This is a genomic window from Streptomyces sp. MNU76, from assembly GCF_020982545.1.
Taxonomy (GTDB): domain Bacteria; phylum Actinomycetota; class Actinomycetes; order Streptomycetales; family Streptomycetaceae; genus Streptomyces.
Genome location: NZ_JAJKLK010000003.1, coordinates 1,029,484 through 1,053,467, shown reverse-complemented (window position 1 = coordinate 1,053,467; position 23,984 = coordinate 1,029,484). Strand labels below are relative to the sequence as shown.

General features: G+C 71.6%; 12 protein-coding genes, 1 tRNA gene and 4 pseudogenes. 4 read left to right on the top strand and 13 right to left on the bottom strand.

What is annotated here, in order from left to right; translation table 11 throughout:
* Nucleotides 1–259: 259 nt before the first annotated feature.
* Nucleotides 260–1,912, bottom strand: coding sequence for an N-6 DNA methylase (locus E4N62_RS11005; protein WP_230213714.1), 1,653 nt, complete (start codon nt 1,910–1,912; stop codon nt 260–262).
* A gap of 155 nt (nt 1,913–2,067) precedes the next feature.
* Between E4N62_RS11005 and E4N62_RS11000 the strand changes: the two are divergent.
* Nucleotides 2,068–2,389, top strand: a pseudogene (locus E4N62_RS11000) (Gfo/Idh/MocA family oxidoreductase); the annotation flags it as partial.
* Between the two features lie 215 nt (nt 2,390–2,604).
* Complete coding sequence (locus tag E4N62_RS10995; RefSeq protein ID WP_230214087.1) at nt 2,605–5,058, top strand: SpoIIE family protein phosphatase; 2,454 nt, start codon at nt 2,605–2,607, stop codon at nt 5,056–5,058.
* An 89-nt stretch (nt 5,059–5,147) separates the two neighbouring features.
* Here E4N62_RS10995 and E4N62_RS10990 read toward each other — a convergent pair whose 3' ends face one another.
* The gene (locus tag E4N62_RS10990; RefSeq protein WP_230213713.1) at nt 5,148–6,161 is read right to left on the bottom strand and encodes a LacI family DNA-binding transcriptional regulator; all 1,014 of its coding nucleotides are present in this window, start codon (nt 6,159–6,161) and stop codon (nt 5,148–5,150) included.
* A gap of 297 nt (nt 6,162–6,458) precedes the next feature.
* Between E4N62_RS10990 and E4N62_RS10985 the strand changes: the two genes are divergently transcribed.
* Nucleotides 6,459–7,424, top strand: coding sequence for a glycoside hydrolase family 6 protein (locus E4N62_RS10985; RefSeq protein WP_230213712.1), 966 nt, complete (start codon nt 6,459–6,461; stop codon nt 7,422–7,424).
* Nucleotides 7,425–7,542: 118 nt separating this feature from the next.
* Here E4N62_RS10985 and E4N62_RS10980 read toward each other — a convergent pair whose 3' ends face one another.
* From E4N62_RS10980 to E4N62_RS10945, 7 genes and pseudogenes are all read right to left on the bottom strand, one after another.
* Nucleotides 7,543–7,818 (bottom strand): hypothetical protein, encoded by a 276-nt coding sequence (locus E4N62_RS10980; RefSeq protein WP_230213711.1) that lies wholly within the window; start codon nt 7,816–7,818, stop codon nt 7,543–7,545.
* On the bottom strand, nt 7,815–8,633 hold the full coding sequence (locus E4N62_RS10975) for a phytanoyl-CoA dioxygenase family protein (protein WP_230213710.1): 819 nt from the start codon (nt 8,631–8,633) through the stop codon (nt 7,815–7,817). Before E4N62_RS10975 ends, E4N62_RS10980 begins: the two co-directional genes overlap by 4 nt.
* 206 nt (nt 8,634–8,839) lie before the next feature.
* Nucleotides 8,840–9,010, bottom strand: a pseudogene (locus tag E4N62_RS10970) (DUF397 domain-containing protein); the annotation flags it as partial.
* Nucleotides 9,007–9,897 carry a helix-turn-helix transcriptional regulator gene (locus E4N62_RS10965; protein WP_230213708.1) on the bottom strand — a complete coding sequence of 297 codons (891 nt, stop codon included), beginning with the start codon at nt 9,895–9,897 and terminating at the stop codon, nt 9,007–9,009. The pseudogene E4N62_RS10970 and the gene E4N62_RS10965, both read right to left, overlap by 4 nt.
* 172 nt (nt 9,898–10,069) lie before the next feature.
* Nucleotides 10,070–10,951, bottom strand: a complete 882-nt coding sequence (locus E4N62_RS10960; RefSeq protein WP_268269155.1) for a C40 family peptidase — start codon at nt 10,949–10,951, stop codon at nt 10,070–10,072.
* Nucleotides 10,952–11,155: 204 nt separating this feature from the next.
* Nucleotides 11,156–15,046 carry a helix-turn-helix domain-containing protein gene (locus tag E4N62_RS10950; protein WP_268269297.1) on the bottom strand — a complete coding sequence of 1,297 codons (3,891 nt, stop codon included), beginning with the start codon at nt 15,044–15,046 and terminating at the stop codon, nt 11,156–11,158.
* 166 nt (nt 15,047–15,212) lie between these two features.
* The gene (locus E4N62_RS10945; RefSeq protein ID WP_230213706.1) at nt 15,213–15,581 is read right to left on the bottom strand and encodes a hypothetical protein; all 369 of its coding nucleotides are present in this window, start codon (nt 15,579–15,581) and stop codon (nt 15,213–15,215) included.
* A gap of 380 nt (nt 15,582–15,961) precedes the next feature.
* On the opposite strand from E4N62_RS10945, the gene E4N62_RS10940 reads away from it, so the two are divergent.
* A complete protein-coding gene (locus E4N62_RS10940; protein ID WP_230213705.1) occupies nt 15,962–17,320 on the top strand; it encodes a glycoside hydrolase family 43 protein in 1,359 nt (452 codons plus the stop codon).
* Between the two features lie 156 nt (nt 17,321–17,476).
* Here E4N62_RS10940 and fusA read toward each other — a convergent pair.
* The 4 genes and pseudogenes from fusA to E4N62_RS10920 all read right to left on the bottom strand — a co-directional run bounded on the left by fusA (nt 17,477) and on the right by E4N62_RS10920 (nt 23,983).
* Nucleotides 17,477–19,560, bottom strand: a pseudogene (gene fusA, locus E4N62_RS10935) (elongation factor G).
* Nucleotides 19,561–19,884: 324 nt separating this feature from the next.
* Nucleotides 19,885–21,888 (bottom strand): glycosyl hydrolase, encoded by a 2,004-nt coding sequence (locus E4N62_RS10930; RefSeq protein ID WP_230213704.1) that lies wholly within the window; start codon nt 21,886–21,888, stop codon nt 19,885–19,887.
* Nucleotides 21,889–22,162: 274 nt separating this feature from the next.
* Nucleotides 22,163–22,247 (bottom strand) — tRNA-Leu (locus E4N62_RS10925).
* Nucleotides 22,248–22,433: 186 nt separating this feature from the next.
* Nucleotides 22,434–23,983: pseudogene (locus E4N62_RS10920) on the bottom strand (aldehyde dehydrogenase family protein).
* Between the last annotated feature and the right edge of the window lies 1 nt (nt 23,984).

The window sequence follows — 23,984 nt, the reverse complement described above, 5'->3', positions numbered from 1 at the left end:
ACTCCACCAGCGGGCGGCCTCAGGACATCCACGCCGGGCAAGCTGCCACCTCACAAGGCGATGAGCACTGGGTAGCCTGCCACGCGGTTGACGTCGCAGGGACGCGTTGCAGCACGACTCCGATCTGCTGCGGGAGCGGTGCCTGCTGTTCGTGGCCTGCACGAGGGCGCGGGAGGCGCTGGCGGTGTCATGGAGCGGGATCGCAAGTCCGTTCGTACCACGGCTGAACCGATGTGAGGTGCCGGGCAGTGATGAGGCGTCACTCCGGTGGTTCCAGCGCGCCGTTGCTCAGCCCGTCTCGCGCGAGTGACGCCGCCTCCCGGCTCAGTTCGCCGACTCTGCGGGCTCGTTCCTCGAATTCTTGAAGCGCCCGGAAGGCCGCCCCGAAACGGCGTTGCTCGGCGATGTCCATCTGTGGGATGCGCGCGCCCTTCCCGTCGAGGCGAAAGGTGCCGCTGGCGCTCGTGGAGCGCCGGGTGTTCGAGGCGCTGCGCAGAAAGCCCTGCAGGTAGTCCGTGTCGAGCTGGTCGCTGACCGAGACCGGCTCGGGATCGCCGTACTCGATGAGCCCTGCTCGGGCGAGGTCGGCGACACTGACGGACGGCCCGTCGACGGCACCGGGGCCGTCACCCGCGGCGAGTGTCGGCAGCAGGTCGGCCAGCAGCCGCACCTGCTCCGTCAACTTTTGCCGCAGGGACAGGTATTCGGCCACGTAGTCACGGTGGGACTCCGCCACATGACGGCCGGGGGTGAGGTCCACCGTGTCGTCGAGCAGGTCGATCAGGGGTACGTCCGCCACCTGGCCCGGGACCGGTTCCGAGGACTCGTCGGGGTCGGTCGCGGTCAGGTCGACCATGCGGACACTGGTCACGGCATCACCGAGCGTGCGCGGTCGGCGCAGGTGCCACAGGTGCACGGGGAGGGCGTGCGAGGAAGCGGTGCCGGGCGGGAGAGCGGTGACCTGGGTGAGGATGCCACGCCGTACGAGTTCGGCTCGGATACGGCGGCCGGCCTTGCGGTAGGCGACCGAGGCGGGCATGACCATGAGGACTCGGCCGCCGGGGTTGGTGTGGGCGTACGCGTGCTGGAGCCAGGCGAGTTCGCCTTCGGCGCGCGACGGAGTGCCGAACTCCCACCGCGAGTCCAGGAGCAGTTCCTCGCGTCCCCAGTCGGTGTCGCCGACCGGGGGATCGCAGACGACGAGGTCGGCCTTGACATCCGTCCAGAGATCTCCGCGCAGGGAATCGCCGGTGCCGATGTCGACGCCCACGCGACCGGTGAGATCCGCGCGGAGCTGCGCGAAGCGCGCGCTGCGGATGTCGGACTCCTGCCCGTACCGCAGGGGCCCTCGCTCCGGCCCAACGGCCAGAAGCAGCGTGCCGATGCCGCAGGCCGGGTCGAAAAGGGTCGCGTCACCCGCCACCTCACCGGCGAAGCGACGCACGGCACGGACCACGCGGGGGGAGGTGACCTGGTCCGAACCGGCCCGGCGCACGGAGTCGGTGAAGCGCTCCGCGAGAGCGTCCACCACCTCGGCCGTGGAACCACTGCCGATCAGGTCTCGAGCAAGCCGGACGGCGTCCTCCGGCAGATCCTTCGGGCGCGCTTCCCCGGCGATCAGCCGTGCGACATCGACGAGCCCGCCGATCATCTCCTCGCCGTAAGCCCCGCGCAGCACCTGCCACAGCCGGACCTCGATCGAGACGTCCTGCACCTTGCGCTGCTTGTCCAGCCACGCCTGCACCTCGGTCAGGTCGAAGAGCGGGCTGTTCACCCCGCCACCGGCGGGCGCGGGAAAGTCGCTGTACCGCCGCCTCCAATTGGAGACGGCGGCGCGAGTGACGCCTGCGAGCCGGGCGATCTCGGCGCCGGTGACCAACGCATTCGTCGATGCCGGGGAGGTATCTGCCATACCCGCCACCGTACACAGCGATCTCGGCTGCCATCAACGACCAGACTCGTTGACGCTGTCAACGAACCCCCCCAGGAGCAGCACATACCCGCTGTGAATACTCACTCACTCCTCGAACAGCCCCGGGCGCCCCTCCCCGCCCTCCCCTGCGCTGGTTGCACGCTCGCGCCGGGAACCGCGGCGCGGAGTGCAGTCAAGGAAGCGGGTGACGTCGACACGGCGTCCGCGCTCCTCACCTTCGACGACGGCACCCATAGGCGTCATCCCTCCGGCGTCCCGCACACCTTCTTCATGGACCGCTTCGCCGGTGCCTACCGCGCCGAACTCACCGCGTTCACCGAGGTCGTCACCGGCACCCGTACCTCGCCCTGCACGGTCGCGGACGCCCTGGAGGCCGGCTGGATCGCCGAGGCGGCGACCCTGTCCGTGGCCGAGCGCCGCCCGGTACGGCTGGAGGAGGTCCGCAAGGAGGCCTGAGCAGCACCGGGGCGCCCGGCACGCCCCCACCCGGCCCCAGGCATCCCCGGCGTCCGCACCGCCACCGCCCCGGTACCCCACCGCCCCGGCCTCCCGGCGACCCCGACCACACCGGTCGGAGCGCCGGAGTGCGGGGGCGGATCTACGCTGGAAAGCGGCCGCTGGAAAGCAGCCCTGGCGGGACGGCTGTCCGGACGGAGGCGTGTTGCGTGGAAATGGCCGACCAGCAGGATGCCCCCACTGCCGCCGTGGTGGTCGACGCGGACGGCGTGGTGAGCGGCTGGAGCGAGGGAGCCACACTGCTGCTGGGCTGGACGGCGGCGGACACCGTCGGGCACCCTGTGGCCGAGCTGCTGGCCGATCCCGTACCGCCCGGCTTCCCGGAGGACCATGGCGTCGGCCCCGACCCCACGGGGTTCGTCCCCCTCCGCCACCGGGACGGTTCCACACTGGACGCCGTGGTGGCGGTCCACCCTTTGCACGGCACCGACAGCCGGGCGCTGGGCCACGTCCTGACCGTGCAACGCTGGGGGCGCCGCCCGGTGATCGCCGACCGGGCCTTCGAGCAGTGTCCCTTCGCGCTGGGTGTCTACGACCCTGAGCTGCGGTTCCTGTGGATCAACGCCTCCTCCGGCCGGGTGATCGCGCACACCGAGGAGCAGGTGCTCGGCAAGAAGTACCGCGAGGTGCTTCCGGAGTTGGACCGCTCGCTGTTCCCCGAACGGGACGACAAGCCCTACACCGACGCGCTCGCCGAAGTGGCGAGGACGGGCGAGGCCACGCGTCTCATCACCGTCTTCCGCCCGCGCGGCAGTGACTACGCCAATGCCTGGGCCACCAGCATCTGGCCCGTCCGGGACGCCGAGGGCACGGTCCGCGCGGTCGCCAACTGGGGATTCGACATGAGCGCCGAGTACTGGGCCCGGCAGCGCCTGCTCCTCCTCAACGAGGCCAGCGGCGGAATCGGCCGGACACTCGACGTGATCGGCACGGCCGAGGAGCTGGCCAGGACCCCCGTACCGGGATTCGTCGATCTCGTCACCGTGGACCTCTTCGACGAGGTGCTGTGCGGGGAGGAGCCGCCCTCGCCACCCGCGTTCAGCCCCCGCGAGGCCATCACGCTCAGCCGCGCCGCACAGCACAGCGCGAGGGACGACGACTCCTCCCTCACCGAGCCCCCCAAGCCGGTCAGCCACGCCGCCGGTTCCGTGGCCGCCCGCTGCATGGCCACCGGCAGGTCCACGGTCGAGCTGACCGCGGAGTCCGGACAGGGCGGCGAATGGGCGTTCGGGCCGGGGCTCGCCGCCGACCCGGCCCACTGGCCGCCGGGCAACCCGGTGGTCGACGAGTCGCTCGCCGAGGACGGACTGACCGGCCGGATCACCGTGCCGCTGCGGGCGCGCGGCGCGCTGCTCGGTGTCGTCGTGTTCTCCCGCCAGAACCGGCCCGAGGCCTTCACCGCCGACGATCTGATCCTCGCCGAGGAGCTGGCAGCGAAGGCGGCCGTCGCCATCGACAACGCCCGCCGGTACTCACGCGAGCGCACGACCGCGCTGACCCTGCAGCGCAGTCTGCTGCCGCAGCGGCTGCCGAGCCAGGAGGCGGTCGAGGTGGCCTCCCGCTATCTGCCCGCCGGGACCGGCTCGGAGGTGGGCGGTGACTGGTTCGACGTCATTCCGCTGTCCGGCGCCCGTGTCGCCCTGGTCGTCGGTGATGTCGTCGGGCACGGCCTGCACGCGTCGGCCAGCATGGGCCGGCTGCGCACGGCGGTGCGCACCCTCGCCGACGTGGACCTGCCGCCGGACGAGCTGCTCACCCATCTGGACGATCTGGTCCTGCACCTCGCCGGCGACCACCATCCCGGCGGGCACTTCCAGCCGACCGGCGAGTCCGGGGCCACCTGTCTGTACGCCGTCTACGACCCGGTCTCGCGCCGTTTCACGGTGGCGAGCGCCGGCCATCCGCTGCCGCTGGTCGTCTTCCCGGACGGCACCAGCATGCCCGTGCCCGCGCAGCCGGGGCCGCCGCTCGGCATCGGCGGGCTGCCGTTCGAGGCGACCGAGTTGGAAATCCCCGAGGGCAGTCTGCTCGCTCTGTACACCGACGGCCTGGTGGAGAGCCGCGAACGCGACGTGGACCAGCGGATCGCCGAACTGCTGCGGGTCCTGCGGCCTTCCGCGACGTCGCTGGAGACTCTCTGCGACACGGTGATGGACGCCATGCTCCTGCCCGATCGCCGGACCGACGACGCGGCCCTGCTGCTCGCTCGCACGCACGCGCTGGATCCCCACCATGTCGCCGACTGGGACGTCGAGGCCGACTTCGCGCAGGTGCAGCAGGCCCGGCAGGCGGCCGTCGACCAGGTGGAGGCATGGGGTCTGGCCGAGGCGGCGTTCATCACCGAACTGGTCGTCAGCGAACTGGTCACCAACGCCATCAGGTACGGCGAGCCACCGATCCGGCTGCGGCTGATCCGTGACACCTCCCTGATCTGCGAGGTGTCCGACGGCAGCAACACCGCCCCCCATCTGCGCCGCGCCCGCGCCTTCGACGAGGGCGGCCGGGGCCTGTTGCTCGTCGCCCAGCTCACGCAGGGGTGGGGCACCCGGCACACCACCGACGGAAAGACGATCTGGTGCGCCCAGACCCTCACCCCTCCGGAGCCTTGACGAGTCCGAGCCGCGATGGCCATGAGCCGCCGTGAGGACGAGCCGCGACGAGCACGAGTGCGACCGGTCCTCGGCCGGGCACCGCCGTCTCAGGCGCTGGAGCGGAAGACCAGGCGCGTGGGCAGGATCAGCGGGGTGGGGTCCTGCCCGTTGAGGAGCGCGACGAGCATGCGGGCCGTCTCGCGGCCGAGGGCCTCTATCGGCTGGTGGACGGTGGTGAGCGGCGGATCGGCGATCCGGGCCGCGGCCAGGTCGTCGAACCCGACCACGGCGACGTCGTCGGGGACCGGCCGCCCCGCCTCCCGCAGGGCGCGCAGCGCCCCCGCCCCCATGTTGTCGTTGGCGGCGAACACCGCGTCCACATCCGGGTGTTCCGCCAGCAGCGCGGCCATGACGGCGGCCCCACCGGGCTCCGTGAAGTCACCCTCGTACGGCGGGAAGGGTTCGCGCCCGGCGGCCAGCATCGCGTCCCGGTAGCCGCGGTACCGCGCGCGGCTCACCTCGGTGTCCAGCGGCCCGCAGATCGCGGCCACCCGGTTGCGGCCCAGGGAGAGCAGGTACTCGGTGGCCTCGCGCGCTCCGCCCGTGTTGTCGACGTCCACGTACCAGCGCGGGGCCGAACCGACGGGGCGGCCGCCGAACACCACCGGCATCTCCGCCTCCTCGGCTGTCCGCGCCAGCGGATCGTTCTCGCGCAGCGCCATCAGCATGACGCCGTCGGCGCCCTTGCCGCGCAGCAGTTCCTCCACCCGTCTGCGGCCCCGGTCGGTCGCGGCCAGGCACAGCATCAGATGCAGGTCGCCCTCCTCCAGCGCGGCCGACGCCCCCACGATCACCTGGGCGAAGAAGGGGTCCGCGAAGATCGACGGATCCTCTCCCGAGACGACCAGCGCGGCCGCTCCCGTCTGCCGCGTGGCCAGCGCGCGGGCCGTCGGATTGGGCACATAGCCGAGCTGTCGGACGGCCCGCTCGACGGCCTCGCGCTTCCCCCGGCTGACGTGCGGCGCGTTGTTGAGGGCGCGGGAGGCCACGGAGCGGGAGACACCCGCGAGTTCTGCCACGGCGTCGAGCGTGGGCTGCCGACGCGGCGGATCGCCCGCCATGACCATATGGACCCCTCCCCCTGGCCGAAAACTGGGAACGCTTCCGGTCATAGGGACCGTAGAGCCTCGAACTCGCCCTGTACAGAGGGAGTTTCACGCCTCGGCTCTTGACAGTTCTTCCAGCCAGCCACACGATACCGACCACACCCCAGAGGTTCTCAGCGCAACTGGGAGCGCTCCCAATGGGAGCGCTCCCACTCCCCCCAGGCACGTCGAACCACCGCACTTCCTCAGCGCGTCGCACGCTCTGGACGAGCGCGTGCGACGCCTCCCTGCCAGGAATTCCGAGGTGATGTCATGCGCCGCAGGCTCCGCGCCCTGATGGCAGCGCTCTGCTCGTTGCCGCTCGCGTTCGCCGCCGCTCCGTCCGCCCATGCCGCCGACCCGACCAGCATGACCAGCGGGTTCTATGTGGACCCCGACAACAGCGCGAAGCGGTGGACCGCCGCCAACCCCGGTGACGGCCGGGCGTCCGCGATCAACGCCTCCATCGCCAACACCCCCATGGCCCGCTGGTTCGGCTCGTGGAGCGGCGCGATCGGCTCCGCCACGGGCTCGTTCACGGGCGCCGCGGACAGCCGGGACAAGCTGCCCATCCTCGTCGCGTACAACGTCTACAACCGCGACTACTGCGGCGGGCACTCTGCCGGCGGTGCCTCCTCGCCATCCGCCTACGCGAGCTGGATCTCCCAGTTCGCCGGCGGTATCGGCAACCGTCCGGCCCTGGTGATCCTGGAGCCGGACTCCCTCGGGGACTACGGCTGCATGAACCAGGCGCAGATAGCCGAGCGCCAGAGCATGCTCAGCGGCGCCGTCTCCCAGTTCAACCGCCAGGCCCCCAACACCTGGGTGTACATGGACGCCGGCAACCCCGCCTGGACGGACGCCACGACCATGGCCAAGCGGCTGCACGAGGCGGGAGTGCGGCAGGCCCACGGCTTCTCGCTGAACATCTCCAACTACCTCACCACGAGCGAGAACACCGCCTACGGCAACGCGGTGAACAGGGAGCTCAGTGCCCGCTACGGCTACACCAAGCCGTTCGTCGTGGACACCAGCCGCAACGGCAACGGCTCCAACGGCCAGTGGTGCAACCCCTCGGGCCGCCGCATCGGCGCCGCCACCCAGATGGGCGGCGGCGCCGAGATGCTGCTGTGGATCAAGGTGCCGGGCGAGTCGGACGGCAACTGCGGTGTGGGATCCGGCTCCTCGGCCGGTCAGTTCCTGCCCGAGGTCGCCTACAAGATGATCTACGGCTACTGACCACGGCCGTCGACCCGCTGCTCCAGGACTCCGTGGCCCGGTCCACTCGCCCCGCGACCGGGCCACGGGCTCGACGTCAGCCGGAAGGCCCCGCCGTCAGCCGGGTGAGGTCTCGACGTCAGCCGGAAGAGGTCTCCTCCAGCTTCTCGAAGAAGAACTCGTGCTTCAGGAAGGAGACGTCGTACTCGTGACCGGACCGGGGTGGCAGCAACTGCGACGCCTGGAAGAGACGCCACCCGTCGAGCAGCGCGTCGAGCCCCGTGGAGTAGGGCGGCTCGTCGCTGTCCCCCGCCGTCGGACGGGTCCGGCCGGTCCCGTCGTACCGGGACCAGCCCACGACCGGCGAGTCGAGCGCCGAGGTCGACAGATACAGGACCAGGACCTGTTGCCTCATGCGTGGCTCCTCAGGGCGGGCCGGTTGCTGACGCGCGTGACCCAGTACTCGACGTCGAACGACTCGTCACCGGTCAGGGCCCGCCACAGCAGGACCCGGTTGTAGATCTCCAGTCGGCCGGTGGCCTGCTCGTACCACGGGAAGTGGGTGCCCAACTCCGCGGTGACGGCCGGGTCGTGCAGGTCCGCGGTGTCCCAGAGGCGCACCTGCGGCACGGTCGGGTTGAGGCGCAGTTTGTACATGAAGCGGCGGCGCGCGGTGTCGTTGCGGCGGCCGCCGTGCCAGATGCCGTGGTGCACGAGGACGACCGTGCCGGCCGGGCAGGTCAGCCGGGTCTGCCCCCGCAGGTTCTGGACGCGGCCGATGTCCGTCTCGTTGATCCGGCGCAGATGGCTGCCGGGCACGCTGAGGGTGCCGCCCATCTCGGCGGTCACCTCGTGCGGGTAGTACATGAGCTGGAGGTCGAACGCGTCCGGCCGTACGTCGATGATCGCGTCCGCGTGGAGGTCCTGCGCGTGGCCCTCGTGGGGCTCGCGGACGTGCACGGCATGGTGGTCGACGGTCGGTTCGGGTCCGACCAGACTCTCCATGGCACCGGCGACGACCGGCAGTTCGAGCAGCGCGTGGACGAAGGTGTCGGGCGGGAACGCCGCGCTCAGCGGGGTGCCGTACGGCACTCCCGGCAGGCCCTCGGCCAGCGCGGCGACGGCCCGTTCGTTGATGTTCGGCGGCACCACCCCGTCCAGGCGCAGAAATCCCTGCGCGACGAAGCGGGCCACCTGAACCGAGGTCAGGAGGTGCTTGCTGGTAGGCATACGACGAACCTACGGACCACACCCCGCCCTGTAGTGGGCTGAAATCTTCCTGCGGTGGTCCATTTCCGTGACCGGCAACCGGCGCGGCCGGTGGGCGCCCCCGAACGGGAGGCGCCCACCGCCGTGGACCACGCGGACTAGGCGGACTACGCGGTGAGGTCCGCCTCTCGGTGTCCCTGGCGTCCCTCGTGCCCCTCGTGTCCCACGAACCCCACGAACCGCGACCACCCCGCCCGACCGACCGCGAAGTGCGGCCGGGTCACGTCCTTGGAGTCACGTACGCACACGGCACGTCCGGTGACGGCGACTTCGACGCAATCGTCGCCCTGGCTGCCGCTGTAGCTTGACTTGAACCACGCCAGTTCCGTCGTGCTCATAGGTCCAGTTCCCCTCGGAGTCGCTCCAGCAGCGCCCGGGAATCCTTGGCATTCAGGGCCTGCGAGCGCAGTGTGTCATAGCGCTGGTGGAGCAGGCTCACCTCTTTCGAGTCGGAGATCAGACGGCCGTTCTGCTGTCCCTCGGAGTACGCGAGCCGCTGCCCCTGCGGTGTCTCCAGCAGCCGCACGGGCCCGTCGAGGCACGCGTGCAACCCGGCCTCCAACGGCACGATCTGGAGCGTCACATTGCGGGGCGCGCTCAGCTCCAGCACATGGTCGAGCATCCCCCGCATCCGCGCGTCGCCGCCGAACCGCCGCCGGAACACATGCTCCTCGACGATGAAGCTGAACGGTGTCGTCGGCCGCTCGAACAGCATCCGCTGACGCTCCATCCGGCGGTCCATGAAGCTGTCCAGCTGGTCGTCCGGGGTCACCGGGACGGTCCCCTCGAAGACCGCCCGCGCGTAGTCCCGCGACTGCAACAGGCCCGGGACCAGCCTGCATTCGTACGTGCACAGGCTCACCGCGACCCGCTCCAGCCGGGCCCACTGGCGGAACCAGGCCGCCAGGCCCACGTCCCCCCGCCCCCGCGTCACATACTGTGACGACTTGCGCAATGCCCCGGTGTTCCCCAGCAGTTCGTCGGCCCGCCGCACGTAGTTCGCGTCCGGCATCCGCCGCCCCTGCTCCACCGATTCCACCGTGTGCCGGGAGAAGCGGACGAGATCCGCGAACTCCGCCCGGCTGTAGCCCGCGTGCTCGCGCAGCGCCTGTGTCACGGCGCCCCACGTCCGCAGACTGTCCGAGGGGTCGGGTTCGCGGTCCACCGCCGTCCCCTCGTCGGCCACTGCCTCGTCGTAGTCGTTGCTCATGCCGCCGCCCGTCATCCGCGGCCACCTCCGGTCTTCGTGCGCTGTGGCCCCCATGCCCCGACGGCACCCACAGTGACGGGAAGACGTGCGTACTGTCCACGGAATGTGCCCGTACGCTGACGCAGCGTACGGGCCGGGTGACGCTCGCGCAGGTGGCCGCCCCCCGACGGTCACCGGCGCGAGTCCGTCAGGAGATGGGTGGCACGTCCTTGCAGTCGGGTACGCCCGCCAGCCAGGCCGGGCCCTTGATGTAGATGTTGGTGACCCAGGCCCGGTAGTCCGGCAGGTAGGACCAGACGTCGTTCTCGTAGCCCTCCGCCCTGACCAACTCCGCGTGCTTCTGGCAGTACACGCGGATGGTGGTCGAGTACGGGAAGGCGTAGACGCGGTCGGCCCCGAGGCTGGGCAGGGCCTTGGTCCAGACGCCCGTGCCCCACGTCTGGTGGATGTGGCCGGTGGGTTCGCCGGTGTTGACGCGGACGGCGCCGAAGTAGGTGCTGCCCAGCCGGACGTCACTCACCATCAGCTTGGTGCCGGACTGCCTGGCCTCGACCATCTTGCCCGCGCCGAGGTAGATGGCGATGTGCTGCATGTCCGTCGAGTCCTTGCCGTAGGCGAGGAGATCGCCGGGCAGCAGCGGGGCGAGGCCCTGGGCGGCGGTGAAGCGGGCGGCGGCGCGGTGTGTGTAGAACTGCTGGCTGGCGACGCCGTTGAGGATGTCCCTGCCGCCGGTGGCCTGGGCGTACGCGTACCGGACCAGGCCGGAGCAGTCGAACCCGCGCCGCTCGGGGTCGTGTTCGCTGGCGGGGTCGGAGGGGTCGACCTGCCCGTAGGTGGCCCCGGGTGTGGCCCCGTGGCCACCGCCCCAGGTGTACCAGGTGCCCGCGGCGACCTCGGCGCAGGCGGCGGCGATCGCCCGCTCGGCGGCGGCGGAGGCGCCGGACGCGAGAGGTCGGCAGTCACCGGCGGCGGGGGCGGCGGGTGCCGCCGAGGCCGTGGACACCGGCGCCCAGAAGAGCAGCGCCATGAGGGCGATCAGTGTGCGGATGACATTGGTCCGGCTCACCATGCCGGAACCCCCGTTTCCTGTTGGTCTCTTCGGTCTCGTCGGTCTCGAACGAACTCGTGGTGGTCGGGCAGCAGCCTGGCCGACCACCACCCCGCTCGTCGAGATCCGGGTGTAGCCCCGTCCCACCGGGCAACGGGAAACACTTGGGAAACCCCTTCCGAGCAGGGCGATTGCCGAACGGTCCGCACAGTCGCCGCGTGTCGCTCAGCCACGCCCGCACGTCGGCGGGTCCGCCGGGACGGGAACCTGGGGCAGCAGTGCCGCGCGCTCCTCGGCGCCGATGTCGGCGCGCAACCGGCAGATGTCCGCCAGCCGGGAGCCGGGGTCGAGGTCCCACAGCCGTGCGGTGCCGTCGGTGCTGCTGCTGGCCACGGTCCGCCCGTCGGGGGCGAAGTCCACGCCCCACACCGCGTTCGTATGGCCGGTGAGTGTCGCCCACGGCTGCCGTCCGGCGACGTCCCACAGCCGTACCGTGCGGTCGTTGCCACTGCTGACGAGGGTGCGGCCGTCCGGGCTGAAGGCCACCCCACGTACCGATCCCGAGTGGCCGGTCAGGGCGGTCTCGAAGCTGCGGTGCCGGACGTCCCACAGGCGTACGGTCCCGTCGTTGCCGCTGCTCGCGAGGGTACGGCCGTCCGGGCTGAAGGCCACGCCCCGCACGGCGCCCGAGTGGCCGGTCAGCGCGGCGAGTTCGCGATGCGAGGCGACGTCCCACAGCCGTACGGTCAGGTCGTCGCCGGCACCGGCGAGGGTGCGGCCGTCGGGGCTGAACGCGACATCGTTGACGAAGTCCTCGTGGCCGCCGAGGACGGCGAGTCGCCGGCGCTCCGCCACGTCCCACAGGCGCACCGTGTGGTCGGCGCCCGCCGAGGCGAGGGTCCGGCCGTCGGGCGAGAAGGAGACGGAGAAGACCTGTCCGCTGTGTCCGGTCAGCTTCTTCAGCGCCTTGCGCTGCGCGACGTCCCACAGCCGTACCGTGCCGTCGGAGCCGGCCGACGCGAGGGTCCGCCCGTCGGGCGAGAAGGCCACCGAGAACACGGTCTCGGTGTGCCCCTCCAGCGCTGCCACGAGGGCGTGCGTCCGCGCGTCCCACAGCCGTACGGTGTGGTCGGCGTCGGCGGTGGCCAGCAGTTTCCCGTCGGGGCTGTAGGCGGTCTGCCAGACCTCCGTGAACGGACGCGGCGTCAGGACGGCCCCGCTCAGGTCCCACAGCACGGCGGACTGGTCGAACCCGGCCGTGGCCAGCAGGGCACCGTCGGAGGTGACGGCCACCCCGAGGACGTAGTCGGTGTGACCGGCGAGTACCAGGGTCTGCCGGCCGCTGCGCACGTCCCACAGCCGCGTCGTCCCGTCGCCGACCGCGCCGACGACCGTCTCCCCGTCCGGGGTGAAGGCGACGCCGTTGATGTCGTCGCTGCTGCCCGTGAACGTGTCGGTCAGCCGTCTGTCGTCGACGTCCCACAGCCGTACCGTCCGGTCGACGCCGGCGGAGGCCACCGTGCTCCCGTCGGGTGAGAAGGCGACGCCCAGCACTTCGTCGGCGTGCCCGTCGAGGGCGTCGACGGGCACGGCCCGGTCGGTGTTCCAGAGTCGTACGGCCCGGTCGCCGCCGGCGGAGGCGAGCGTCCGCCCGTCGGGGGCGTACGCCAACGTGTTGATGTCGCCCTTGTGCCCGGGGAGGGTCGCGGTGAGCCGGGCGCTGGAACCGGTGTCCCACAACTGAACGGTCCCGTCGGCGGCGGCGACCGCGAGTCCGCCGCCGCGCGGGTCGAAGGCGACCGCCCGCGCGCCCTTCGTGGCGTCGGAGAGCGCCGCCGTCCGCCGGTGCCCGCCGGTGCTCCACAGGGTCACGGGCCCGTCGGTGGACGTGATCGCGACCGTACGGCCGTCGACGCCGAAGGCCACCGAGCGCACGCGCCCCGGCACCCGGAACCGGGCGAGGACGCGGTGGCCGTCGGCCGTGCTGCGCAGGACGACCGTGCCGTCGGAACTGGCCGTCGCGATGCTGCGGTCGTCGGGCGCGAAGGCGACCGCGTTGACCGGGCCGCGGTGCCCGTCGATGCGGGCGGAGAAAGGCTGTGACTGGGTGCTGAGCAGGGCGCCGCGAGCCTCGGCGGTGGGGGCGGTCCGGTAGGCCTCCTCGGCGAGGAGCATCGACGCCTCCGGGCGGCCCCCGGCGAGGGACACGGAGCGCGCGGCGAGGGCCTGGGAACGGGCGACCCGTTCCTGGTCGAGGGCACCCTCGCGCTGTTGGTAGGCGAGACCTCCGGCGGTGACGGCCAGGCCCAGCAGTACGGCGAGGGTGGCCAGCATGGACTGTCGCAGCCGTACCTGTCGTCTGGCCTGTCTGCGGCGTCCGTCCTCCTCCGCCTGACTGGCCCTCAGGAACGCCTCCTCGTCGGGCCCGAGCCTGCTCCAGCCGTCCGACTCCTCGGCCCACGCCGTCACGGTGTCGAGGCGGGTGCCCCGGTACAGGGCGGACGGGTCGCGCCGCTCGCGCTCCCATTCACCGGCCGCGTGCGAGAGCTGCTGGTGCAGCAGGAGGCCCGCCCGGTCGGCACGGATCCAGCCGCGGAGCCGGGGCCAGGCGTGCAGCAGCGCCTCGTGGGTGATCTCGACGGTGTCGCTGTCCATGGTGATGAGCCGGGCCCGGACGAAGGCGTCGAGCGCGGCGGCGGCCCCGTCCGCGTCGCCGAGCCGCGCCATCAGGGCGTCCCGGCTCATCCGGCGGCGGGTCGCTCCGGCCCCGTCCATGACGAGCACCAGCCGGGACAGGATGCGTCGGATCGTCTGCTGCTCGGCGGGATACAGCCGCGCGAACACGTTCTCCGCGGTGCGGGCGACCGCTCCCTGGATTCCGCCGGCCCGTTCGTACCCGTCGACGGTCAGCGCGGAGTCCCGCCGCCGCTGCCAGGTGGCGAGCAGTGCGTGGGAGACGAGGGGGAGCGCGCCGGAGGGTGTCTCGTCGGAGCCGACCGCGGAACCCCCGGGGCCCGTGTCCGGGTCGTCGCGCAGGCCCGCGTCCCGTAACAGCAGCGGGACCAGGCCGGGTTCGAGGGTGAGGCCCGCGAGCTCCGCCGGGCGGGTGATGGACTCCCGTAGCTCCGCCACGGTCATCGGGGAGAGGACGAACAGTCCGTCGGTGAGGACGGGGGCGAGCTCGGGCAGGCCCAGACAGCTGCCGGTGAAGTCGGCGCGGACACCGAGCACCACGACGGCGGGCGGGTGCGTGCCCTCCGCCGGCCGGGAGGTGGCGAGGGCGCACAGCACACGGGCGAAGGAGCGGCGTTCGCCCTCGTCCGAGCAGAGCGTGAACAGTTCCTCGAACTGGTCGACGATCAGGACCGGTCGGGCCGGTGGGGGCCGTCGCTCCCCGGGGGCCCGTGGCGAGGTGTCCGCCTCGGCCCGTACGGCGCCGAGCAGGGCGTCCGGGTCGTCCCGTACCTCGTCGGCGGTGACCCCGAGGTCGCTGCCCAGCACCTTGGCGGTGCGTTCCAGGAGTTCTTCCAGGGGGCGCGCGGTGGGGGTGAGCTGGACCACCGGCCAGCGGTCGGCGCCCGGCATGGGGAGGTCGCCGCGCCTGAGCGCGGGGACGAGACCGGCGTTGAGCAGGGACGACTTGCCCGCGCCGGATGGGGCGGCGAGCAACAGCGGTCCGCTGCCCACCCGTTCGAAGACCCGTTCCACCAGTGCGGCGGTGGCCTGCTCGCGGCCGAAGAACCACTCCCCGTCCTCGGGGGTGAACGCCGACAGGCCGCGGTAGGGGCAGGTCTCGGCGGGCTGGTGCGCGGCGGCGTCGGGTCCCGGGTCGCCGTCGTCGCGCGGCGCCTGCCGCACCAGCCGCAGCAGCTCCCCGTCGGCGCCCAGCACTTGGTCGCAGAGCCGGGCGACATCGACGGTCGGCCGCTTGGCGCCGGTCTCGATCTTGCTGAGGTAGCCCTTGCTGTAGTGGGTCCGGCGGGCGAGATCGGTGAGCGACATTCCGCGTTCCTGCCGGAGCCGCCGCAGTTGTGCCGGGAAGGACAGCGTGGTCGGCGCGTCCCGGTCCCGTCCGTGGTGAGGGTCTGTCTGCTGTCCGTGCAGCGGGTCCCCCAAGGTGTCCCCCAAGGCAGTGCAGTGCGGCCGTGAGACGGCGGAAACCCAGGTTACTGCCGGGTCGGCGGGGGCGGCCAAGTCTTTCACCCGGAGTGGCGAAAACGCCGACGTCCGGAACCGCGGGCAGCCGGTTCCGGACGTCGTCAGGCGGACGTTCTCCGTGGCACTACGGACGGAGGACGATCGAGTTGATGGGCGTGAGGTTGCGGTAGAAGGCGTGCCCCGCCGGAATGGTCTCGATGCAGTCGCCGCCGTTGTACTGCTTGCACAGGTCCGCGAGGGCGCCGCCGTACTGGTTGTTGTAGACCCAGTGGTACCCGACCTGGTTGCTCAGGTTGTGGGCCTTGTAGCTGTAGTACACGTTGGTCGGGTGCGGGTTGTCGCGTGGTTCGACGCCCTGGCCGTAGATGCAGACCGCGCCGTACGGGCAGCCGTCCCAGGTGTCGGCCGGCTTGGCCTCGGCCGAGCCGCTGAGCGCCACCATCGCGGCCACCGACGTCAGGAACGCGGCGGCGCCGCGGAACATGTTGCGCATGTTTCCCCCTTGCTGGTTCTCACTGTTGCCGGGTCTCCCTGGCCGTTGACTTCGAAGCCAGCATCGCCATCTCGCGGACCGGGATCGACGGGTTTCCTGTTGCCCGCCGGGGGCGCGGCCGGGAAACACGGTGTGACCAGGGCCGTTTCGGGACGGGAGGCAACCCCGGGGGGGGTGGTCCACCAGGGCACGGGGAGAGGCACAGCAACACCACAGGGACCTCCAAGCGGAATCACCCTTCGCAGAAACCCCTGCGCGATCCATTGACGTGCAGATACCCCCCTCTTATCTTCTGACCGAAGTTCCGCACGATGTACGACATACCGAACAAAACAACATCCTCACGCCTCAGGGCAGTTCACGCAGAAATGGGACGAGCGTTGAACAGAACCCTCAGGGCGGTCCTCGCCCTCCTCACCTCGGTGGCCGCCCTCCTGGGGCTCACCACCGCCTTCGCCGGCGCGGCCGGAGCCGCCCACCCGCCGGCGGGGCAGGCGACGCGGTACACCATGACCGCGTTCACCAACAGCAGCGAGTCGAACATGTACGTCTACGACTCGCCGGACGCCACCGGATTCACCCTGCGGAAGGGCCCGGCCTACACCCCGCCCTCCGGCCTGATCCGTGACCCCAGCATCTTCAAGCACACCGACGGCTTCTACTACCTCACGTACACCACCAACTGGACCGGGAACACGATCGGTTTCGCCCGCAGCACCGACCGGGTGAACTGGACGTTCCTGTACAACCACACGATCCCGATCAGCGGGCTGACCCGCACCTGGGCTCCCGAGTGGTTCATCGACACCGACGGCAGCGTCAACATCATCGTGTCCCTGACGGCGGCGAGCACCGCCACCCACTTCACCGCCTACAAGATCACGGCGACCAACTCCGCGCTGACCACGTGGTCCGCACCCACCCAGCTGTCCGGCATCGGCCCGAACTACATCGACACCTTCATCGTCAAGGTCGGCTCCACGTACCACGCGTTCACCAAGAACGAGACGACGAAGTACATCGAGTACGCCACCGCCTCCAGCCTCACCGGCCCGTACACCATACGGAAGACGGGCAACTGGGCCGGGTTCGGCGACTGGGTCGAGGGCCCGGCCCTGGTCCCGCTCGACAACGGGGGCTGGCGCATCTACTACGACGGCTACCGCGCCGGGAAGTACTGGTACAGCGACAGCTACGACAACTTCGCCACCTGGTCCACGCCCACCGAGGTGCCCGGGCTGACCGGCTTCATACGCCACGCCACCGTGCTGAAGGAGACAGTCTCCGGCGGCGTCACCCTCCCCACCAACACCACCCGCTCCCTCCAGTCCGTCAACTACCCCGGCCGGTACGCCGCAGTGCGCTCCGACAGCCTCGGCTACATCGACCCGGTGGGCGCCTCCAGCAGCACCGCCGTCAAGCAGAGCGCGACCTTCACCGTCGTGCCCGGCCTCGCGGACGCCAACTGCTATTCCTTCCGCGACTCCTCGGGCCGCTACCTGCGGCACTGGGACTTCCGGCTCCGCTTCGACACGAACAACGGGACGACCGTGTTCGCCAAGGACGCCACGTACTGCGCCCGTCCGGGCACGACCTCCGGCTCCGTCCGCCTGGAGTCGTACAACTACCCGGGCCGCTACATCCGCCACTACAACTACGAACTGCGCGTGGAGACCTACCAGTCCACGGACATCTTCAGAGCCGACAGCAGCTTCACGGCCGTGAGCCCCTGGGCGTAACAGCACCGAGCGAAGCCCCGCGCCCCTGCTTTCTAGGGGCGCGGGGAACTGCGCGAGAACCCCCACCGAACCCGCACTGTGGGGGTCAAAGGGGCACAGCCCCTTGAGGATGGGACGGGTAGGGGCGGGGGCGGAAAAGGATCCCGCCCCCGCCCCCTAACCCACCGCCACGGCCCCCGGCACCGCCGCATACCCGGCAGGCCGCGCCGTGAACGCCCCCGCCCCTGCGTCCGGCTCCGCAACCGCGTCGCGTACCCGAACAGCTCCGCCAGCGGCACGACCGCGGTCACGACCACAGACTCACCCCGGGTCACGGAATCCGTCACCCGCCCCCGCCGAGCCGCGAGATCCCCGAACACCCCGCCCACGGCATCCGCTGGCACGGTCACCATGACATCGGCGACAGGCTCCAGCAGCCCCATCACCGCCGCCCGCATGGCCGCCCGGAGCCCGAGCCGCCCGGCGGTACGGAAGGCCATCTCCGAGGAGTCCTTGGAGTGGGTCGCCCCGTCGGTCAGGGTGACGCTCAGCCCCGTCACCGGGTGACCACCGAGCGGCCCCTCGGCAAGCGCGTCACGACAGCCGGCCTCGACCGCGCGCACGTACTCCTGCGGCACCCGCCCGCCCACGACGGTAGAGCGGAAGACGAAGCCCGTGGCGGCCCCGTCACCGTCGTCCTCCGAAGGCGGCAGAGGCGCCACGTCCAGCACGACGTGCGCGAACTGCCCGGCCCCGCCGTCCTGTTTGACGTGCCGGAAGACCAGCCCCGACACCCCATGCACGACCGTCTCGCGACAGGCCACGCGAGGCCGACCGACGGCCACCTCCAGCCCATGGACCTGCCGGACCTTCTCCACCGCGACCTCCAGATGCAGTTCGCCCATGCCGGACAGCAGGGTCTGCCCGGTCTCGGGATCGGTCCGCACCACCAGCGAGCGGTCCTCCTCGGCGAGCCGTGCGAGGGCCGTGGCGAGCCGGTCGGTGTCGGTGCTCCGGCACGCCTCGACGGCCACCGACACCACGGGGTCGGCGACGGACGGCGGTTCGAGGAGCAGCGGCGCCGCCGGATCGCACAGCGTCGTCCCCGCGCGGGCGGACTTCAGCCCGACCACCGCGACGATGTCGCCGGCCACGGCCCGCTCCAGTTCGGCGTGCCGGTCGGCCTGGACCCGCAGGATCCGGCCGATCCGCTCGGTGCGCCGCGTCCCGGCGTCCAGCACGGTGTCCCCCTTCCGGATCGTGCCCGAGTAGAGCCTCACGTACGTCAGCCGTCCCGTGGCCGTGGCGCTCACCTTGAACGCCAGGGCCGCGACCGGCGCCTCCGCCTCGGTCGCCCGCTCCTGCTCCGCACCGTCGTGCGTGCCGCGTACGGCCGCCACGTCCAGCGGCGAGGGCAGGTACGCCACGACCGCGTCGAGCAGGGGTTCGATGCCACGGTTGCGATAGGCCGAGCCGCAGAGCACGACCACGCCCTCGCCCGTGCGGGTCAGGTCGCGCAGCGCGGCGGCCAGCGTCCGCGCGGAGAGCGTGCCCCGTTCGCAGAACTCCTCCAGCGCCGTCGGATGCAGTTCGGCCACCGCCTCCTCCAGCCGCCGCCGTCGCCGCTCGGCCTCGTCCCGCAGGTCGTCCGGGACCGGACCCTCGTCAGCTGTGTCGGAACCGTCCGCCCACACCAGCGCCCGCATGCGCAGCAGGTCCACCACACCGACGAACCCGTCCTCCGTACCGATCGGCGACTGCACCACCAGCGGGACCGGGTGGAGCCGCTGCCGGATCGACTCGACGGCCTTGTCCAGGTCGGCGCCCGCGCGGTCCAGCTTGTTGACGAAGGCGATGCGCGGCACGCCGTGCCGCTCGGCCTGCCGCCACACCGACTCGCTCTGCGGCTCGACGCCCGCGACCGCGTCGAACACGGCGATCGCCCCGTCGAGCACCCGGAGCGAGCGCTCCACCTCGTCGGCGAAGTCGACGTGGCCGGGGGTGTCGATGAGGTTGATCCGATGCCCGTCCCAGGCGCAGCTCACCGCCGCCGCGAAGATCGTGATCCCGCGATCGCGTTCCTGCGGATCGAAGTCGGTGACGGTCGTCCCGTCGTGGACCTCGCCCCGCTTGTGCGTGGTCCCGGTGGCGTACAGGAACCGCTCGGTGACGGTGGTCTTGCCTGCGTCGACGTGGGCGAGGATGCCCAGATTCCGCACGGTGGTCAGGGGGTTGGCGATGTTGGTGACGTTGCTGCGCATGGCCCGTGGCCTTTCAGCTGAGCTGTTTCAGGGCAGCGCGATTCCCGTACGGGTACGGCGGACGGCACGGACGTGCGCGCGGACGGAGCTGTCGCTCCGTCACGCGCACAGGGGTCGGCGTCAGGCGTGCGTCACGGGCATCCGGTACCGGCCGCGCAGCGGGCACCGGACGGACGAGGACACGAGGATCACCTCGTACAGGGAACGGGGAACGACGACGGCGGCGGTACGGTCACACACGGTCGGGCTCCCCTCTCTCGTCGGTTGTGGGGCGAGTCTAGGGACCGTGGCGGGGCCGGGTCACCGTATTTTCCGCGGGGTGGGTCATTCGGCCCGGATGTCGTCCACGTACACGACGCCCTTGGTCACCACCTCGCTAGCCCGGCCGAGGTACAGGTTGAATGTCTTGACCCGGGCCAGACGGGCCTCGTCGAGCACGGCGGTGGCGTTGCCGGTGTCCCAGGGGGCGGGCCGGAACTCGTCGAAGGGGACCCTGATCTCCTGCCCGCTCGTGTCGTTCAGCGCGAAGCGGTACTGGAACGGGATCCCGTCGGCGACGATCTCCAGCGCACCCGCGTTCTCCGAACCGTCGCCCCGCAGCCACAGCCGCAGGGAGGTGAAGGCGGTCCAGTCGGCGTCGACCGGCCTGCCGATCCCGGTGAACTCGGACCCGGTGAAGTCGTAGGCGTAGGCCAGTCCGTAGGAGCCGGAGGACTTGTGCTCGGTCGACAGGGTGAGGGTGTGGGTGTTGAGGTGGGTGTACGCCTCGCCGAGCGCGACGTCGTCCCCGGCGTACCCCTCGAAGTCGTCGATCCACCCGGCGGGCAGCCGTGGGGCCTCGCCGAGGAGGACGACGGCGGAGTCGGTGAGCGTCCTGCCGTCGACCCGGGCGCGCACGGTGAGGGTCGCCGAGCCCTTCTTGCGCAGGGTGGGGCCGATCGACCAGACGGCCGAGTAGTAGCCGTCGGCGTCCGGGCGCAGCGCTCGGGCGCGTCCGCCGTTCACGGAGTAGGTGACCCGGCTCGCCCGCGCGGGCGTGACCCGCACCCGGACGGTGGTCCTGGCGGCCGTCACGCGCTGCCGGTCGGTCGGTGTCACCAGGTGCGCGGTCGGGCCGTTCCTGACGGCGGTGGTGCGGGCGGCGAACACCCCGCGCAGATCGGCGGCGAAGAGGGTGTAGGGATCTTCGTGGAACCGGACGAAGTCCGGCAGCAGGGCGTGGCCCGGGTACGGCACATAAGCGCGCTTGGTGCCGCCGAAGTTGGCCCACGTGGCCATGTACGTCACCTGGCGGGCCAGCGGGTCCCCCTCGACGGCCCGCAGCAGCCGGGTGAACCACTGCGGGTCGCGGATCTCGGTACCGCTCTCCCCGAACTCGGTGAAGGCGGGCACCTTGCCCCGCTCGTTCGCGAGACGGACCACCATCGCCAGGTCCCTCACGAGACCGTCCAGCCAGGGGGTCGGCCCGGCGCCCTCGTCGTAGGAGTCGTAGCCGAGGACGTCGACGAACCGGTCGCCGGGGTAGGTGCGCAGGTACCCGGCCGGGTCGCCCCCGAGGCTGGCGTTGGGCGAGTAGGCGTAGAGCAGGTTGTGGACGCCCCTGACGTCACGCAGGTACTCCACGGTGTAGCGGAACAGCTCGATGAACTCGCCCGAGGTGGTGTGGCCGGCGCCCCACCAGAACCAGCCGCCGTTGTTCTCGTGGAAGGGGCGGAAGATGACCGGGATGAGGGTGCCGTCCGGGCGCCGCGCGCCCTTGACCGCCTTCGCGACGCGGTCGAGGAAGCGGTTGAAGCGCGCGTGCTTCGCTCCTCCGGGGAGGATCTGGCCGACGACGCGGCCCGTGGTGTCGTAGAAGTCCCCGCCGGTGACGAAGTTCGGCATGTGGGCGCTGAGGGTGTTGATGCCGCCGCGGGCGTCGCCCTGCCGGATGCACCGGCTGAGCGCGGCGATGTTCTCGGCGTCGGTGCCGTCCTCGGAGCCGGGGCGCTCGTCGCCGTCGAGGACGAGGGTGTCCCAGCCGAAGACCGCGGGGTGGTCGCCCACCGCCGCTCTGGTGTCGGACGCCCTGCCGTCGGGCGTGGTGAACGTGAAGCCGTAGGTCAGGTCGTGCTGGTGACCGAACAGGACGCCTCTGCCCTGCTGCCGCTTCAGGTACGCGAACAGGGCGCGGGTGGCGGGGGTCGCGTGGTCGTCGACGATCCGGACCGGCGTCGGCGTGCCGGGGACCGCCGCCGGCGCGGCCATCGATGTGCGGGTGCCGGCGGCCGCGGCGACCGCGGCGCCCAGCAGGACGAACGTGCGGCGCTTCAGGGGAGAGCTGGACATGTGTCTCCTGTGACGTGCTCGGCTGCCGGGGCGGCAGCGGTGGGGGACGGCGCCGATGCCCTGCACGCGCGGAGTACGTCGGCCACGCGCGTCGGATGGGAGGCGTGTGCTTCAAGTGACGCTATTTGACTAGAGGTTGAGAAGAAACGAAAGGGTCCGGCTCGATCCGCCGGAGGCCGTCGGCGGCGGCGCGGCGCGCCGAGCACGGCCGGGAACACGCGAAGGGCCCCGACCGTCCGGTCGGGGCCCTTCTCACATGTGTCGCCGTAGCGAGTGTCCGAGGGGGGACTTGAACCCCCACGCCCGATAAAGGGCACTAGCACCTCAAGCTAGCGCGTCTGCCATTCCGCCACCCGGACCAGGTGTCCGCCGCCTGGCCGGGGGTGTTCCCCGCGGCGACATGGACAACAATACCAAGGTTTCGGAGTGCCTTTCACCTGCATATATCGGGGCTTCGGGCGGGGCCGTGCGGGCCTCGACGGGCGGGTTCGCGCGGCCTCACCAAGGGTGATCGGACGGTCACGAACAGGCCACTGACGGCCAGGTCAGGCGACCGACGGCATGAGGTGGTAATCGGGGAAGTTCCCCGGCAGCCGCTCCCCCGCCGGGCCGCGGGTGACGGCCTTGACGAGCAGGTCGCCGCCGACGAAGGCGCCCCGCCAGGACGCGCCGAAGCCGCCGAAGAGCTCGTCGCGGTCGCCGCGGGAGCGCGGCTCGCCGTGGCCGACCTTGAAGGCGCGGATCTGGGGCGCCAGCCGCTCGTACGTCGCCCGGTCGTCGGTGGACAGGGTGGCGACGAGCGCGCCGTTCGAGGCGTTCATGGCGGCGAGCAACTCGGCCTCGGTGTCGACCAGGACGATCGTGTCGACCGGGCCGAAGGGTTCCGCGTGGTGCAGCGGGGAGGACGGGGCGGGTCGAGGAGGGTGACGGGGTGGACGTACGCGCCGGTGTCCTGGCCGGGCAGGAAGCGCGCGTCGGCGAGCCGGCCCCGGTACAGGGGGACGGCGCCCCGGTCGACGGCCTCGGCGACCTGGTCGGTCAGTTCCTTGGCCTTGGCCGCGTTGATGACGGGCCCGAAGTCCAGGGTCGGGTACGGGTCGTCGGGGTGCTCCACGGCGAGCGGATGGCCGACGCGGAGGGTGCGGACCGCCGGGAGGTAGGCCGCGAGGAACTCGTCGAACAGCTCCCGTTGGACGACGAAGCGCGGGTACGCCGTGCAACGCTGTTTGCCGTAGTCGAAGAGTTTGGGGACGACGGCGGTCAGGGTGTCCCAGTCGGTGTGGTTCCAGATGCCCCAGGTGTTCAGGCCCTCCTGTTCCAGGACGTGGCGCTTGCCGAGGTCGGCGACGGCGGTGGCCACGGCGGCGCCGGTGTCGCGGCCTCCGACGAAGGAGACGCAGCCGATCTCGGGGGCACGGACCAGCGCCTCGGACAGTTCGCGTCCGCTGCCGCTGACGAGGGTGACGGGGACGCCCTCGCGGGCGGCGAGCGCACTGGCGAGGGTGAGACAGGCGACGCCGCCGTCGGTCGGGGTCTTGGCGATGACGGCGTTGCCTGCCAGCGCCTGGACCAGCATCGCGTGGACGAGCACGCTCATCGGGTAGTTCCAGCTGGCGATGTTGGAGACCGGGCCGTCGAGGGGGACGCGCCCCTCGATCATGGGTTCGATGCCGTCGACGTACCAGCGGACGCCGTCGATGGCCCGGTCGACGTCGGCCTGGGCCGGCCGCCAGGGCTTGCCGATCTCCCAGACGAGGAGCAGGGCGAGCAGTTCGCGGTGCCGGGTGAGGGCGTCGAGGGTGGCGGCGACCCGGGCGCGGCGTTCGGCGAGGGGGACGTGGCGCCAGGCCCGGTGCTGGTCGAGACAGGCCCGGACGGCGTGGTGCGCGGTGGCGCTGTCCAGTCGGGGCGGGCCCGCGACGAGGGTGCCGTCGACGGGGCTGGTGGCGGGCAGTGCCCGGCCGTCGGCCTGCCAGGTGCCGTTCCAGAGGTTGAGGACCCGGTCGTCCCGGAAGGCCTCGGGGGCGACGGCGAGACAGCGCCGCCACGCGTCGGTCCAGGCGGTGCCGGATTTGAGGGTGAGGGTGGGGGCCATG

Excerpts from the sequence above, each read along its gene's own strand:
- E4N62_RS10990 (WP_230213713.1), bottom strand. The coding sequence starts at position 6,161 with ATGGCGGGCGATCCGCCGCGTCGGCAGCCCACGCTCGACGCCGTGGCA.
- E4N62_RS10975 (WP_230213710.1), bottom strand. The coding sequence starts at position 8,633 with ATGCCTACCAGCAAGCACCTCCTGACCTCGGTTCAGGTGGCCCGCTTC.
- E4N62_RS10930 (WP_230213704.1), bottom strand. The coding sequence starts at position 21,888 with ATGTCCAGCTCTCCCCTGAAGCGCCGCACGTTCGTCCTGCTGGGCGCC.
- E4N62_RS10995 (WP_230214087.1), top strand. The coding sequence starts at position 2,605 with ATGGCCGACCAGCAGGATGCCCCCACTGCCGCCGTGGTGGTCGACGCG.
- E4N62_RS10945 (WP_230213706.1), bottom strand. The coding sequence starts at position 15,581 with ATGCGCAACATGTTCCGCGGCGCCGCCGCGTTCCTGACGTCGGTGGCC.
- E4N62_RS10965 (WP_230213708.1), bottom strand. The coding sequence starts at position 9,897 with ATGACGGGCGGCGGCATGAGCAACGACTACGACGAGGCAGTGGCCGAC.
- E4N62_RS10985 (WP_230213712.1), top strand. The coding sequence starts at position 6,459 with ATGCGCCGCAGGCTCCGCGCCCTGATGGCAGCGCTCTGCTCGTTGCCG.
- E4N62_RS10980 (WP_230213711.1), bottom strand. The coding sequence starts at position 7,818 with ATGAGGCAACAGGTCCTGGTCCTGTATCTGTCGACCTCGGCGCTCGAC.
- E4N62_RS10960 (WP_268269155.1), bottom strand. The coding sequence starts at position 10,951 with ATGGTGAGCCGGACCAATGTCATCCGCACACTGATCGCCCTCATGGCG.
- E4N62_RS11005 (WP_230213714.1), bottom strand. The coding sequence starts at position 1,912 with ATGGCAGATACCTCCCCGGCATCGACGAATGCGTTGGTCACCGGCGCC.